This window comes from Paraburkholderia sp. MM5477-R1, assembly GCF_050436385.1.
In the GTDB taxonomy this organism is placed as follows: Bacteria; Pseudomonadota; Gammaproteobacteria; order Burkholderiales; family Burkholderiaceae; genus Paraburkholderia; species Paraburkholderia tuberum.
This window is the reverse complement of the sequence record NZ_JBNDMC010000001.1, coordinates 495,134-509,720: the sequence shown is the minus strand read 5'-3', so window position 1 is coordinate 509,720 and position 14,587 is coordinate 495,134. Positions and strand designations below refer to the sequence as shown.

General features: G+C 59.0%; 15 protein-coding genes and 1 pseudogene. 12 read left to right on the top strand and 4 right to left on the bottom strand.

What is annotated here, in order from left to right; genetic code table 11:
- Positions 1-17 precede the first annotated feature (17 nt).
- Positions 18-626: pseudogene (locus OKW35_RS02480) on the bottom strand (ATP-binding cassette domain-containing protein); the annotation flags it as partial.
- Between the two features lie 57 nt (positions 627-683).
- Between OKW35_RS02480 and OKW35_RS02475 the strand changes: the two are divergent.
- The 7 genes from OKW35_RS02475 (at position 684) to OKW35_RS02445 (ending at position 6,710) form a co-directional block, all read left to right on the top strand.
- Positions 684-953, top strand: coding sequence for a type II toxin-antitoxin system ParD family antitoxin (locus OKW35_RS02475; protein ID WP_088176933.1), 270 nt, complete (start codon positions 684-686; stop codon positions 951-953).
- Positions 950-1,270 carry a type II toxin-antitoxin system RelE/ParE family toxin gene (locus OKW35_RS02470; protein WP_090812305.1) on the top strand — a complete coding sequence of 107 codons (321 nt, stop codon included), beginning with the start codon at positions 950-952 and terminating at the stop codon, positions 1,268-1,270. The genes OKW35_RS02475 and OKW35_RS02470 overlap by 4 nt, the downstream gene beginning before the upstream one ends.
- A gap of 144 nt (positions 1,271-1,414) precedes the next feature.
- On the top strand, positions 1,415-2,287 hold the full coding sequence (locus OKW35_RS02465) for a hypothetical protein (protein WP_429551150.1): 873 nt from the start codon (positions 1,415-1,417) through the stop codon (positions 2,285-2,287).
- A 15-nt stretch (positions 2,288-2,302) separates the two neighbouring features.
- A complete protein-coding gene (locus OKW35_RS02460; protein ID WP_244145130.1) occupies positions 2,303-3,271 on the top strand; it encodes a reverse transcriptase domain-containing protein in 969 nt (322 codons plus the stop codon).
- Positions 3,272-4,139: 868 nt separating this feature from the next.
- Complete coding sequence (locus OKW35_RS02455; RefSeq protein WP_167368839.1) at positions 4,140-5,051, top strand: Bd3614 family nucleic acid deaminase; 912 nt, start codon at positions 4,140-4,142, stop codon at positions 5,049-5,051.
- 2 nt (positions 5,052-5,053) lie between these two features.
- Positions 5,054-5,215: a GTPase-activating protein gene (locus tag OKW35_RS02450; RefSeq protein WP_143037338.1), complete on the top strand. Its 162-nt coding sequence runs from the start codon at positions 5,054-5,056 to the stop codon at positions 5,213-5,215.
- 505 nt (positions 5,216-5,720) lie between these two features.
- Entirely contained in the window at positions 5,721-6,710 is a 990-nt protein-coding gene (locus tag OKW35_RS02445) for a 4,5-dihydroxyphthalate decarboxylase (protein ID WP_090812308.1), read from the top strand.
- A gap of 7 nt (positions 6,711-6,717) precedes the next feature.
- Here OKW35_RS02445 and OKW35_RS02440 read toward each other — a convergent pair whose 3' ends face one another.
- A complete protein-coding gene (locus tag OKW35_RS02440; RefSeq protein WP_090812309.1) occupies positions 6,718-7,638 on the bottom strand; it encodes a LysR family transcriptional regulator in 921 nt (306 codons plus the stop codon).
- Positions 7,639-7,940: 302 nt separating this feature from the next.
- Here OKW35_RS02440 and OKW35_RS02435 point away from each other — a divergent pair, with 302 nt between their 5' ends.
- Both OKW35_RS02435 and OKW35_RS02430 read left to right on the top strand, forming a co-directional pair.
- Positions 7,941-9,035 carry an IS630 family transposase gene (locus tag OKW35_RS02435; RefSeq protein WP_429551149.1) on the top strand — a complete coding sequence of 365 codons (1,095 nt, stop codon included), beginning with the start codon at positions 7,941-7,943 and terminating at the stop codon, positions 9,033-9,035.
- Entirely contained in the window at positions 9,032-9,274 is a 243-nt protein-coding gene (locus OKW35_RS02430) for a DUF6429 family protein (RefSeq protein ID WP_090812276.1), read from the top strand. The genes OKW35_RS02435 and OKW35_RS02430 overlap by 4 nt, the downstream gene beginning before the upstream one ends.
- Positions 9,275-9,487: 213 nt before the next feature.
- Here the strand turns inward: OKW35_RS02430 and OKW35_RS02425 are convergent, their stop codons facing one another.
- Positions 9,488-10,090 carry a MarR family winged helix-turn-helix transcriptional regulator gene (locus tag OKW35_RS02425; protein WP_143037339.1) on the bottom strand — a complete coding sequence of 201 codons (603 nt, stop codon included), beginning with the start codon at positions 10,088-10,090 and terminating at the stop codon, positions 9,488-9,490.
- 265 nt (positions 10,091-10,355) lie between these two features.
- On the bottom strand, positions 10,356-10,871 hold the full coding sequence (locus OKW35_RS02420) for a hypothetical protein (RefSeq protein ID WP_090812613.1): 516 nt from the start codon (positions 10,869-10,871) through the stop codon (positions 10,356-10,358).
- Between the two features lie 916 nt (positions 10,872-11,787).
- On the opposite strand from OKW35_RS02420, the gene OKW35_RS02415 reads away from it, so the two are divergent.
- The 3 genes from OKW35_RS02415 (at position 11,788) to OKW35_RS02405 (ending at position 14,584) form a co-directional block, all read left to right on the top strand.
- Complete coding sequence (locus OKW35_RS02415) at positions 11,788-12,813, top strand: cupin domain-containing protein (RefSeq protein ID WP_167368840.1); 1,026 nt, start codon at positions 11,788-11,790, stop codon at positions 12,811-12,813.
- 145 nt (positions 12,814-12,958) lie between these two features.
- On the top strand, positions 12,959-13,357 hold the full coding sequence (locus OKW35_RS02410; RefSeq protein WP_429401521.1) for a MarR family winged helix-turn-helix transcriptional regulator: 399 nt from the start codon (positions 12,959-12,961) through the stop codon (positions 13,355-13,357).
- On the top strand, positions 13,358-14,584 hold the full coding sequence (locus tag OKW35_RS02405; RefSeq protein WP_090812316.1) for an NAD(P)/FAD-dependent oxidoreductase: 1,227 nt from the start codon (positions 13,358-13,360) through the stop codon (positions 14,582-14,584).
- Positions 14,585-14,587 lie beyond the last annotated feature (3 nt).

Here is a 14,587-nt window from a genome sequence, read left to right as displayed (position 1 = left end):
GCCCGCCTGGAGGTAACTCAGGCGATGACCTTCTGCTCCGCGGCAGCCTGCTCGCGCATGCGACGGGCTTCGTCGCGCAGGAACTGCTGGTAGTCGTCCAGATCGCCGTCGAAGGGCTCGACGCCACCCTTGGTGACGAGCCAGAACTCGTCACATACCGCGCGCAGCAGGGACCGGTCGTGACTGACCAGCAACACTGTGCCTTCGAATTCGTTGAGTGCCATGCCTAGCGCTTCGCGTGTGGCCAGGTCGAGGTGGTTGGTAGGCTCGTCGAGCAGCAACAGGTTGGGGCGCTGCCACACGATCATGCACAACACGAGCCGCGCCTTTTCGCCGCCGCTCATCGTGCCGACCGCCTGATGGCCCATGTCACCACTGAAGTTGAAGGTGCCGAGGAAGGTGCGAAGCGATTGTTCGATGCCACTCTGGCCGGGGGCACGCAGGTGCGCTGGCGTGTCCCTGGCAAGGCGGATCATGTGTTCCAACGGTGTGTCGAGAGGACGCAGCACGTCCAGCTCCTGCTGTGCAAAGTAGCCGATGTTCAGGCCTTTGCCTTCGCTGATTTCGCCGGCAATCGGCGCCAGTGCGTGCGCCACCGTCTTCACCAGCGTGGACTTGCCTTGGCCCTTGCCAGCACCCCCGTCGACGGAGTAGGATTAAATCCTGTCAGCTTGGAGAGCGCCATGCGTACCACACAGCAGTTCAGCATTACCCTGCCCAACGAGATGGCCGAGCTCATCCGCACCAAGGTCGCCAGCGGCGAATACGCTTCTGAAAGCGAGGTGATCCGCGACGGGTTACGCACCCTCGCGGCCCGCGACAGGGCCATCGAGGCCTGGTTGCGTGATGAGGTGGTGCCTGCGGCCGAAGCGTTGCGCGCGGAGCCCGCGCGCGCGCTCACGCCCGAGCAGGTGCGCGCTCACCTGGCGAAGAAGCGCTCGGGCGCCGCATGAACTACCGGGTGCAGTTTGCCCCGGAAGCGCGGGACCAGCTTGAGGACATCGAACGGTTTATCTGTGAAGCGGGTTCGCCCATCACGGCGGCCCGATACGTCGACGCCATCGTGAGTTTCTGCCTGCGCCTGCAGACGTTCCCTGAGCGCGGCGTGCCGCGCAATGATCTGTTGCCTGGCCTGCGCGTGACCCACTACCGGCAGCGCGCAGTGATTGCTTACCTTGTGGACCCCGAGGTGGTGTCAATCGTTGGCGTGTTCTACGGCGGACAGGCGTGGGAACCGTCTTTTGTGGACCCGACGGAACACGATCACTGATGACGCGCACGCACCGTGGTCGCTGACGCGGGCGGTCGGCGCGCAATGATCGACTCAGTCGATGAGCACCGCAGAAAATTGAGAAGCACGATCAAATGGATTAATCTCGTCAGCCTGACCAGCAAACTGTTCTGAACCCGACGGATGCAGCTCGACATTTTCAACGACAGCCGCGACGTGATGCTGCGCAACGATGTCCTGTCCGCGTTGCAGCAGTACGATGCCGCGGGCGGGCGGCGCGCGCTGCAGGCCCTTGCGAACGAATATCCAGACGACGACGCCGTGATGTATTTCGGGGCGATCGTCAATGCCCTCGAGGGCCGATCGACGGTACCGTTTGATCGTCACGATGCCGCCCTGCAGGCTCGGCAGGCCCTATCTCAAGAAGTCCAGCCCGCAGTCGCGCGCGCGTTCCCGGGGCAGGGCGGGGCGACCTGGCTCGCACCGCTCTGGGCAGAACTGGCCGGACGCGCCGCTGCGCTGCCTTTCCGAGCGGACCACGCGGATGCACACGCGGCGCCGCTCTTCCTGCTTGCTGCGAGGTGGGCCGAGGCCTCTGATTCGATATCTCGCATCGCGTCGTGGCGACGGATTCCAGCGCCGCTGTGCTGGATGACGGAGGCGCGCTACCGGCTCGATGGCCTGGACGCGGCGTGGCCGTTGCTGATCGAACTTGCATGGCTTTCGCCCTCCCGGTTTGACCAGCTTTTGAGCCGGCTTGACGACGCGTGCGTCAACAGGTTGCGGCGCGCCTTCGATACGTCGTTCGACGGCGCTGGCGACATTGACGATCTCACGTGGTTTCCGGCGTGGGTACTCACGGAAAAGGCCGGCCTCGCGCCGGTGTTCAAACGGGCAGAGCCTTCGCGACAGAATGCGCCCGAGCGGGCGGCGAAGGTGGTGCTCGGGTTACTCAGCCTGGAGCGTCAGGGCCGGCATCACGAACTGCTGGAAACCCGGCGCGAACTGCAGGCGCTCAACGGGGCGCTGTACGCTGCCTACATGAAGACGCGCTGAGAAGATTCACAGAACATGTCGCGAACCGCTTCTCACAAATGGGTGTTCGCCGCGCGATTCCGGCGTGGCGCCTTCGGCTGGAAGTCCGCCTTGCCAATCCAGCGTCTGAAGGAGGCGCTGACCGAAATCCGCCAGATCGCCCGTGCCGATCCTGTTCTCGCAGCCGACGGCGCTGTCGCCCTGCTCGAAAAGCTTTCGCCGGCGCTCGAGCAGGTAGACAGTTCTTCCGGGGCGATCGGTACCGCCGTGAATCGCGCCATCGATGCGCTGGTGAAGATCGAAGCATCGCCAGTGTCGGAAACGACTAGACGAGATGCAGATGCGCTGGGAAGCTGCGTGCAGCGGAAATTCGCATCGGCTTCGATCTGGACGGACGCTATGTTGGCTGCTCTACAAAACGGAGTTAAAGGAGGTAAGTGGCATAGTCTGATCGACAAGGTGTTTCGCCTGGAAACGCTCGCGCTGGGGTGGAATCAGGTCAAGAAGAACGCCGGGGTGGCGGGAGTTGATCGCATGAGCGTGAAGCGATTCGCGCAAGCGCGGGACCGATGCCTCGCTGAACTGGCGCATGCATTGCAGGATGGTAGCTATTGCCCGCAGCCGGTGCGACGCGTCTACATACCGAAAGGTAAAGGACGCCGCCCGCTCGGTATACCCGCTGTGAAGGACCGCGTCGTTCAAGCGGCCCTGAAGCTGGTGATCGAGCCGATCTTTGAGCATGAGTTCGAGCCAAGAAGCTACGGCTTCCGCCCGGGCCTTGGCTGCAAGGATGCGCTGCGCGAAGTGGACCGGCATGTGAAAGCGGGCTACTGTTGGGTGGTCGATGCCGACCTGCAAAGTTATTTTGACTCGATTCCGCACCTTCCCCTTCTTGCGAGAGTGGCCGGGCGGATTGCGGACGGCCGGGTGCTGAAACTCATCCAGTCCTTTCTCAAGCAAGGGGACGGCGACCGCCGTTTCCTACCCCTATCCTGTCGGCCTTAACCGGCATTTGGCGAGGCCGGGTTCTACGTCAGCAATGTGACGGCTTGCAGACGGACGGTCGGGGAAAAGGCTGACGCGAGTATCTGAGCAGTCGTCGTTGTGCTCGCCGCCGGGGCCGCAGATCGAGAATCGCTGTTGTCACAACCGCAAACGTCGGCCAGGACGAGTGACGCCAGACGTGCGGTCTTCAAGCATTTGTCTTTCGTAGTCGATCGGCTCGGCCGGTCGGTACATCGGTCCGGTGACCTTTATTGAAGACATTGCCAATCTGTCTCGGGTCCATGTAGGCGGGGGATGGATCCTCGGACCTCAAAAGTGAAGCCCGCACTTGCGCCATCCGGCGCATAGTCGCTAGCATTCGGATATGCATAAATTGAAGGAAAGCCTTAAGAAAGGGACCAGCGACACCGTAAAAGAATACGGGGGGCACAGGGGTTCAAACGAGGCTGAGGCCACGAAGATATTGGCGGCGCATGCGACCTGCGAAAAGTGGTGCTGCGTCAAAGAAACGGCGAAGTACGATCCCACTAGCTGGCCAAAACTCAAAAGCAGGATAGGCGCAGTTTCGCTGGCGGCAGCGCCGGTGGCTTTTTCGGCGGTCACGGTTAAGGCTGGCGACTATCGAAACGACTCGAGTAACTCGAGTATGAAATAGGGGTAGTGGCGGGCAAGCGAGAGATCTGCCGTGGCCGTACTCGGAAATCCACCAGGAGTGCAGGCGCAACGCATCGGCTCGCTCGCCGAGCTTCCGTGTTCGACCGTTGCCTGAGGCTCAATGCGGAGAATTCGACTCCGCACAGCAGCCGTTCATCGCTTATATTCACGTCGCGCGGCTGGCGCCCTCGACCGGCTTCGCTGGAGAAAGAAGATGGGCCGTGCACGCACCGTGCCGCAAAATGGCAGCAAGGGTGGCGCCTATTGCGAGACCGAAGACGACCTCATCCCGCCGGGAATGCGTCTTCTGTTAAACAGCTTCGCGCCAAAGCAGATCAAGGAGATTCTGAGCGATCAGGAGGCTACCACCTGGGAAAAAGCCGCGCTGGGCCTGCTCGCAGACGAGGATAAGGACACGACAGTCAGATTCCGAAAAATTCCGTCTGTCGAGATCAACGGCGCCTACGTCCTATCCGGGACGAGAAAGGGTCACAACTTGATGCCCCGCGACGTCCGACTCCTGGCCGAGGAACTCCACGTCGCGGGACCGAACGTCGACATCTCCCAGCGCACTCCCCCGGCCGAGTTGAGCGCACCTCATACTGGTGTTCACAACGTGCACCGTCTCTATCTGTCGGCGGCGTTCAGCTTGCTCCTTGGCAAGGGAGCGAACACCGGCGTGGCCGCACTAATTGTGTCCTCACAGGGGCAGATCCTGGCTTGGGGAAAGAAAAACGGTGCGCACCCGTTGCTGCACGCGGAAACCAGTGCCCTGCTGATGTACGGCAAGCGCTTGCCGGCAGGCGCACGCATCTACTCAACGCTCAAGCCCTGCAAAATGTGCCGTGCCGCGATCGAGCATTTCTCCACGGAAAATAGCTTCCTGACCTACTACGGCCAGGACGATCCGACTGCAGCGGCGATGGGTCGTGTAGACGGCACGAAGTACGTGCACATGGCAAATACCACCACCGTCGGCGAACGCCCAATTTGGGAATCAAATAGCACCGGAATGAAAAAATCGATCTCATTCAACCTTAATGAAAGATTCGATACGGCGCTGGCAAGAACCGGAACCTGGGCATCATTGACTTCATTAAGGGCGACCGACCGAAGAACCAGCTAGACATGGCGGCCGGCTATCTGGAAGTCAAGCAGAGAAAGTACACCGATCCGAAGCGATCCAACCCGACGCTCTCGGATCGGTACAACGCGAACGTCGAAAAGTGCCTGGACCACATCACCGCAGTCATGGCGCAGTTGGGGATCCCAGTGCTGCCCAGGAAATAGCGCTCAGGGCAAGAAGCCAGATGGGTCGACCGTTCAAAGGTCGAAGTGGCGGGACGATTGTTGTTCCTGGTCAATGCCGATGCCAGGGGATGGCGGCAGGTTCGCCGCGAAAGATTGACGCCCACCATCGTTCCTCGCATCGAGACCAGTCCAAAATGAATTGTTGTAGCAGCGGAAAAAAAACGATATTGGTCGTCCCGCCCCGTTTCCGCTTTAATACGGTGCATTGAAGCGCCGTGGTTCATGGACCGAGGCGTCGCCGACAGGGGGTAGCAAATACCTCGCGCCGCGCTACGAGTCGGGGCAGGCTGCGCATGTCGAGATCCGCAGACCATCCAGGCGTTGTCTTTTCCGTCTGAGCACGCAGCGCGGCAAGGCCGATCGAGTGGCCCCCGGGTCTAAAACACTGAGGACGGTCTCGTGACGGCGCCCAGGCACTTCGCTACCCTGCGATGCACGACGAAAGAGCATCGATGTCAACCTTGAACGGAGCAATGGCGGCACTATGTCGAAGCTGAAACTAACGCTGGGCTGCTGGGATTACGACCGCACTCGCCCTCTGATGGATGGCACAGTCGCAATAGAAGGCGTGGATTTAAACTACCTGAATATGCCGGTGGAAGAGACGTTCTTTCGCATGTTGCGGCATCGCGAATTCGACGTTGCTGAAATGTCGCTGTCTTCGTACACGGTATCGTTGGGCAAGGATCGTCCCTTCGTCGCCATTCCGGTTTTTCCGTCGCGATATTTCCGTCATTCGTGCATTTACGTCAATGCCAATTCTGGTATCCGCGAAGCCAAAGATCTAATCGGTAAGCGCGTCGGAACGCCTGAATTTCAAATGACCGCGCCGGTCTGGATTCGCGGCACGCTGGCCGAATATTACGGCGTTCCGGTCGACAGCGTAACCTACGTGACTGGCGGCGAGGAAGAGCCGGGCCGCCCCGAAAAGATCAAGCTCGATCTGCCGTCTAACATCAAGATTGAGTCTATCGGCGCCACCCAGACCCTTTCGCGAATGCTGCTCGAAGGTGAGATCGACGCGTTGCACACCGCCCGGACGCCGTCTACGTTCCTGACGCATCCGGACCGCGTCAAGCGGTTGTTTCCCGACTACGGCGAGCTCGAGCGCGACTACTTTCGCAAGACGGGTATTTTCCCCATCATGCATACGATCGTCATCCGCCGCGAAATCTACGAAGCCAACCGTTGGCTTGCTCAATCGCTCTTCAAGGCTTTTGCGCAGGCCCAACGGACGGCGTACGAGAACCTGCGAGAAACCGCAGCGCTCAAGGTCATGCATCCGTGGTTGATGGCAACGCTTGAACAGGTGGAACAGGAAATGGGCTCGGATTTCTGGTCGTACGGCTTTGAGAACAACCGCAATACGCTGGAGACCTTTCTGCGCTACCACCACGAGTGTGGGCTGTCCAAGCAGCGCTATGCTCCGGAGGACCTTTTCGCGCCAGAGACCTTGGAAGCCTTTAAGATCTGACGATTCGTCAGGCGACGTGGGACAACCCGGGCGTCGCCTGCAACGTACTGGCTAGCATGTCCCGCATCAAGGCCACCAACGCCGCCTCGTGGCGGCGTTGCGGTTGAGCGATAGCTTTGACCAGATGGAGGTTGCGCATCAGCGGCGGGTCGACGATGTGTCGCGCGACGAGCTTTCCTTGCTGAAGTTCTTCCCGTATGACTGCCGGCGGCAAGATGGCTGCGCCGAGGCCGAGCGCGACGAGGCGTTTGATGGCCGCCACCGATTGCACCTCGAACACGATGTCCGGCGTCATGCCGATCGCTTGTGCGGCGATTTCCAGCGTCCGGCGTACGGAGTCCCGGGGACCGGTCAGGATAAGCGGCCACCCAAGCAAATCCTCTACGGAGATCTGACGTTCCGCGGTAGCCTGGTCAGGCGCGACGACAAACAGCAGTTCCTCCGAAAGCAGATGAATGTAGTTCAATCCGGTTTGTTCGTCGGCGTCGAATGCAAGGGCAAGGTCGAGCTCACCTTTTTCCACTGCGTCGACGAGCGCATAGCTCAGGTTTTCGGTGAAGCTGACCGACAGGTCAGGGATGCACTCCTTTGTTTTGACGATCAGGTCGGGGCCCATCACCGACATCACGCTCGGGGTCAGGCCTACACTGAGGTGCTCGCGGGTTTTGCCAGCCAACGCTGCCACATCGTATCGTGCCGACTCCACCAACCCCAGGATCTCTCGCGCGCGCTCGACAAGCAGCCGGCCGGCCTCGGAAGCTGCGACGCCCCGCGAATGCCGTATCAGCAACTCCACACCCAATTCGGTTTCGAGTTGCCGTATCTGCATGCCGAGCGCGGGCTGGGCGACATGCAACAGCTCCGCCGCGCGAGTGATGTTGCCCGCTTCAACGACTCTGATGAGGTAGTTCAACTGACGTAGGTTCATGTTGCGACTCCAACGCTGTGCACATCGAGAGCGAACGCCCAGAAAGGAATCCGCACGGGCATTGTGGCCGGCTTCGAGATGCGGCGAGCGTCCAGGAACGAGAGACCCATAGGAACCTCGCGCGATCGGCACTGAAAAGCACCCGCGAAGGTGAAGAACCGGAAGGGAGCATAATTTAACCTTCTCAGGTCTATGGAGCAATACTAACTGCGATGAACTAGTGTCCTGAGTTAAAAATTCATTGAATGATGCCGATCACGTACTAAAGTGTCCTGTGTAGCACTTGATACGCGGAGGCAACGATGAGTGGACGGTCCAAAGGGGAACTCGTGCTGAGCAATTCGGAGCGCGAAGACCTGCAAGCGCTGACGATGCGACGCAAGACCGCGCAGGCCCTGGCATTGCGGGCGCGCATCGTGTTGGCCTGTGCCGATGGCATGGACAACAAGACAGTTGCGGCGAAACAGCGGGTCACACAGCAAACGGTTTCGAAGTGGCGGGCGCGATTCGTGAGCCATCGTGTGGACGGCCTGCTTGATGCACCACGGCCCGGCGCACCGAGGACGATTGATGACGCGCGCGTCGATGCGGTCATCGCGAAGACGCTCGAGTCCGTGCCTGTCGGAGCGACTCACTGGAGCACGCGCACGATGGCTCGCGAAATGAAATTGTCGCAGACAGCGGTCACACGAATCTGGCGTGCTTTTGGCTTGCAACCGCATCGGCAGGAGACGTTCAAGCTCTCCAGCGATCCGATGTTCGTCGACAAGGTGCGGGATATCGTCGGGCTTTACCTGGACCCGCCGCTCAAGGCCATGGTGCTGTGCGTGGACGAGAAGAGCCAGATTCAGGCGCTCGATCGCACGCAACCCATGTTGCCGTTGGCACCCGGCATCCCTGAGCGACGTACCCACGATTACATGCGCCACGGTACGACCACCCTGTTCGCGGCGCTGGACATCGCTACTGGTGAAGTAATCGGCGAGGTACATCGGCGCCATCGCAGCAGCGAATTTGTGCGCTTTCTGCGCACCATCGAAGCCAGCGTGCCGTCTTACCTGGAGGTGCATCTGGTAATGGACAACTATGGCACGCACAAAACGCCCTCGATCAAAGCCTGGTTCGCTCGTCATCCTCGCTTCCATGTTCACTTCACACCCACCTCGGCGTCGTGGCTTAACCAGGTCGAACGATGGTTTGCCGCGCTCACTGAAAAATACCTTCGACGCGGTACGCATCGGTCGACACGTCAACTCGAAGACGCGATCCGTCATTATCTGGATGTCTATAACGCGAACCCCAAACCGTTTGTCTGGAGCAAGTCGGCCGATGAGATCCTGGCCAGCCTCGAACGGTTTTGTGTGCGCGTCCGCAAGGCTGCGGCAGGAGCATCATGAATATCAATACCGACGCAATTGATGAAGTTTCCCTCGCGCTCCTCTACCTGACCCTGCATGACCGATACCGTGCATGGAAGGGCTTCGACTGGGATGTGCTGAACCGGCTCCATGAACGAGGCCTCATCGAAGACCCAGTCAACAAGACGAAGTCCGTGATCTTTACGGAAGAAGGACTGCGCGAGTCCGAGCGACTTTTTAATCAGCACTTTGTCATTCCGGAAAGAACAGAGAATTGATTCAACGAACTTCTAACTCAGGACACTAGGTTCACATATCTACTTCGATGCCGGCCGGTAGCATGTACGCCATGGGTTCATTGCTCAATAATGGAAGTATCTCGAATGGCCACGGTCAACCCACCGTCAGTGATATGTGTCCCGGTCGCCAGTGGCATGAAACAGTCACCGGTCAAGACTTGCCCAGTTTCGCTCGCCACCTTTCCTACGCATTCACGTTCCAGTTTCCAAACGTATTCGTTTATGGGCATCATCCACGAGCTCACGAATAGCTGGGCTTTCCTGAGTTGAGTGCGCAAGCACCAGTTTGATCATTATCCGCATGAACTCTTGACGTTCATCTGATGTCAACGGAGCCAACAAGCGAACTTGAGACGCCTCGGCCCGCTCTATTAGACTATCAATGCGTTCTCGACCGGCTTCTGTAATGGAAATACTACTGACTCGGCGATCTTCAGTGCTTGCTTCCTTCGTTATCAGGTCTTCAGACTTGAGACGCTCTAGCACACGCATAATGCTTGTACGGTCTATATCGGTTGCCTGGCATAAGGATATTTGGTCGATGCCCGGCCTATCCGCGATCACCTGAAGAGCGCCGAATTGAATCGACGTCATGTTGTAGCAACTTGTTTCTTCTGCAAACAGACGCACCGCCACCTGCTGAAGTCGGCGAATGAGTGCTCCCGGCTTTGTAAAGGGGTTGAACATAGATAAATTTAAATGGCTGATGAATGATCTCAACGGAGCGACGCAGGCGTCATTTTCAATGGCACTGTCAGTACTCAGACCAAGTACGCTGCCTTGAGCAACTCCCACTCTCGGTGTTCTTCGCGACCAGTAAGCATGAAAATCGAGGCATCTCCCTTGCGCGCGGAACGCGAACCCCTCGTATTTTACGATAACGTGAAATCTTTCTTTCAGTCGATCTAATCGCGACGTCGCCCTTTGGATGACGCCGCGGCAACTCACAACACAGCCCACACGGGTTTGTCAGTTCGGCTCGAAGGCGCGGCGTGGCGCGTTACGCGATCAAATCCATAAGATTCGCCTTGGCAAGACCAAGGCGCGGTGTGGCGCCAGCTCACCGCCCAACTGCCTTCAACCATTCGATCTGCTGATTCCAGCGTTCTAAGGTCATCTCGCGATCCCGCTCATCGAGCGTGAACGTGATGCCCGCGTCGAGGCGCGCGTAAGGCACGCGCTGCGCCTCACCCGACGCGACAACCGCCTCGAAGCAGGCGAGCCCGACGCCCTGCGCTCCAGTCGACGCGATCGGCATTGCATCGAGCTGCACCTGAAAAAACGCACCGTCGAGTACGAAGGTCAGCGCCGGGCGTCCGCCTGCGGCGAGCGCGCGTGCCGCCCTCGCTTGCGCCCACAGCGCGAAGCGCAACGAACGGGGACATGGCGCGTACAGTTCACCGATGCCAAGCAGCGACGTCCCGAGACGCCCATCCTCGTGGCATGTGACGAGCGACGCCGCGAAGCCTGTCCGGGCTGCGAGCGCACGGCCGTCGAACCAGTCCAGCAGCGCTGGTGGCCATGCATCGAACTGCAGCCGATCGGCGCTGTGAGTCGCCGCGTTGGCATCGCTCATCGTGTTCATTCCTTCGTTGGTGTCCTGTCGCTGAGGTGAGAAAAGTTGCGGGCGAAAAAACAGCCCGGCCAACGAAAGAGGCCGCCGAATGGCGGACTAGCGTGGTAAGTATGCGCCGCTGTTAGCAGGGGACTACCTGCTGAATGAGCTTTGTCAGCGGGTGACGCACGCGCGGCTGGATTCTCGCCGGAAGTCGAACGGCTTGCGTAGCAACTTCTTGCACATGTTGTGCCGACAGATTATGGCACGAGTCGGTTCATACGCTCGCAGTCATTTCACGGTCCCGGTCGGCGTCATGCATGCGTTCCGGAGAGCGCATCGCTAGTACGCGCCGCAGCGCGGAGTCCGAATCCTCCTGATCTCGGCCGTACTGCGCCTCGGCGTCCCGGGGCACCGCCGGGCGATCCGAGCAATCGCCGATCGCGCGATAGAGCATCATTTTGCCCGTCTCTACGACGCAGGACGACTGCCCGTTCGAGGTGTTCGAGAGCACGCGCGTGCTTCAAAACGGTGGCGCGTTAGCGATCCCATTCGCAGGCGAATTAAATGGCTTACGCCTTTGCGAATGCATGCATCGGGGAACGGCAGCCAAATTCATAAAGCCGATCGTAATTTTGATGAGCGCGATGTAGGCGATGTCGGCGACCGAGACCACGTCGGGCTAAGTCGAAATGATGACTCGATGGAGATTGGGGAAGGCTGCCGCCGTATCAATGCATCGGTTCCTCCGCGTACGTATCAGCGCCGAGGTGCCGGCCGTTTGCAGTTGCCGGCTTGACGCACAGGCTCGGGCGTACCGGGTTAGCACCGATGGGGTTTTCCTGATGATCATCGCAATTGACACTATGCTGACGAATATCTAGCATCTATCAGCATGCTGATTAATTACGCCGTAGACCAATTATCAGGAGACCCGATGACAGTTAGCTCTAGTTCAGAGACGAACATGATCCCTGCTTCGCTGCGGGAAAAGATGGTCGATACGGATCTCGTCCCGTTGTGGGAAAGCCCCACGGCGCACAAACTGGATGTTCAGCGCGAGCAGGCTCACATCTGGCCTTGGAGTGCAACTCGATCGATCCTGACTGAGACGGCGCAGATTTCGTCGCCGAAGGTTGTGGAGCGACGCGTCCTCTCGATGGTCAATCCGTTCTCCAAAACGCCCGAAGACGAAGCAACGACCGGCACCATTAGTGCAACGCTGCAAACGCTACTCGCCGGTGAAGTGGCTCGCCCGCATCGCCATTCGATGAATGCGCTGCGGTTCGTGATGGAAGGCCACGGCGCATCCACTATCGTCGACGGCAAGGACTGTCCGATGGAACCAGGCGACCTGGTGTTGACGCCGGCATGGACGTGGCACTCGCATCACCATAATGGTCAAGGCGCAACGATCTGGATGGACGTCCTGGACGTTGACCTCCAGTTGTACTTGGGCACTGATGAATTTCAGCCAGGCCCGATCGTCGATCAGACTCCGGAAGTCGCGGACTCATCGTTCGCCGTGGCCGGCATCGTGCCCGATCTGGATGCCACGGAGCGTCCATATTCGCCGGTCTTCCGTTATGAGTGGAAAGATGCAGTGACGGCCCTCAACGCGGCTCCGATAGGAGAGGACGGCTCTCGCCGAGTTCGTTACGTCAATCCGCTCAATGGCCAGGCCGTGATGGCGACGCTCGATTGCTATCTCACGGGTCTGATTGCGGGCCTGGAGACGCGGGAATTCAGGACGACGGCGAACACGGTGTGCTGTGTGGTCGCTGGCCAAGGCATTAGCCAGATTGGTGACCGTCAAATCAAGTGGGGCGAGAAAGACATTTTCACGATCCCGCAAAACACGTGGGTCACCCACACCTCGGTCGAGGGCGCACAGATTTTCATGGTCACCGACCGTGAAATCTATCGGAAACTCGGTCTTCTCAAGGAATCCTTCAAGGATTAAATCGCGGCCCCGCCCGAGCGCCAGCGCGAGGGCATACCGGCTTATTTCTTCTATGTTCAACCCGTTCACAAAGCCTGGGGCACTCATTCGTCGACTTCAGCAAGTCGCGGTACGTCTGTTTGCAGAGGAGACGAAGCCCCACAACATGACGTCGATCCAATTGGGTGCGCTTCAGATTATCGCTGATATGCCCGGTATCGACCAAATCTCGCTATCACAGGCAACCGACGTAGATCGCACCAGCATCATGCGTGTGATCGAGCGTCTTAAATCGGAAGGCCTTGTAACGAAAGAGGCGAATGCCGAGGATCGGCGAGTCAGCAGTATTTCCATTACGGATGCTGGTCGAGAGCGGATCGACCAATTGATTGAAGGAGCAGATGCTTCGCAGGCATGCCTGCTGGCCCCGCTGACGCCGAATGAACGTCAGGAATTCATGCGGATGATGATGAAGCTCGTACTCGCACATTCAGCAACCGGAAATCCCGCTGTTCGGGATCTTGCGATTGAAGCGAAGCAACTGTATCTGAAAGCAGGGCTTTGAATGAGTACTTCGAAATCACACGTCGTCGTAGTGGGCGCAGGCCAGGCGGGCGCCGGCGTTGCAATGGCATTGCGCAACAATGGATTTGATGGCGCGATAACGCTGATCGGCGATGAAGCGCATCCGCCCTACGAGCGACCACCCCTGTCGAAAGACGTTCTCCAAGGCCGGACAGCAGTCGAAAAGACGTGGATTCAGCCTATTTCCGCTTTCAATGAAAAGGAAATTGAAGTCCGCCTCGACATCCGGGTAACCGCGATTGACGCCGAACGTCGGGCGCTGACTTTGTCGGACCGAAGCCAGATCAGTTACGACAAACTCGTTCTAGCCACGGGTGCGCGGCCCCGCATGCTGACGCTCCCGGGCACAAACAATGAGCGGATTCACGTCCTGCGCACCATCGACGACGCCCTACGCCTATCCGAACAGATGCGCACGGCTAAAAGCATTGCGGTCGTTGGAGGCGGTTTCATTGGACTGGAAGTTGCGGCCTCAGCCCGGGCAATGGGTGTCGCCGTCACCGTTCTGGAAGCCGCGCCCCGTCTGATGGAACGTTCGCTTCCGGAATCCGTCGCGACGTTCCTGGCTGATGTTCACAAGGAAAACGGCGTCGCTATCGTGACCCACGCACGCTTGCGTGGATTTGAACAGTCTGAAGGCGGAGTGCGAGTACTGCTCGACGCCGATGAGTTTCTGGACGTCGATTGCGTAGTTATGGGTGTCGGCGCAATTCCCAATACGGAAATTGCTGAAGGCTGTGGGCTCGTAGTTCAAGACGGTATCGTGGTCGATGAATACGGTCGCACCAGCCACCCGGATATTTACGCTGCGGGCGACGTCACCCGGCACTTCAATCCGCTGCTTGATCGTCATATCCGGCTCGAGTCGTGGCAAAACGCACAAAATCAGGCGATCGCTGTGGCGAAGGCTATCGCGGGCGAGCCCGAGGCATATGCCGAAGTTGCATGGCTGTGGAGCGATCAATACCACCTGAATATCCAAACGGCCGGCAATCCGGGCGACTGGAACGATTTTGTCTGGCGCGGAAAACCGGAAGACGGCAAGTTCACTGTGCTCGCGCTCGCGGACCGAAGAATCATTGGAGCGATCTGCATCAATAACGGGCGGGATATGCGATACGCCCGTCAGATGATCACCAATCGCGTGATCGTCGATCGAGAGAAATTGGCCGATCCGGCCACGACACTCCAGTCCTTATCACGTTAAGCG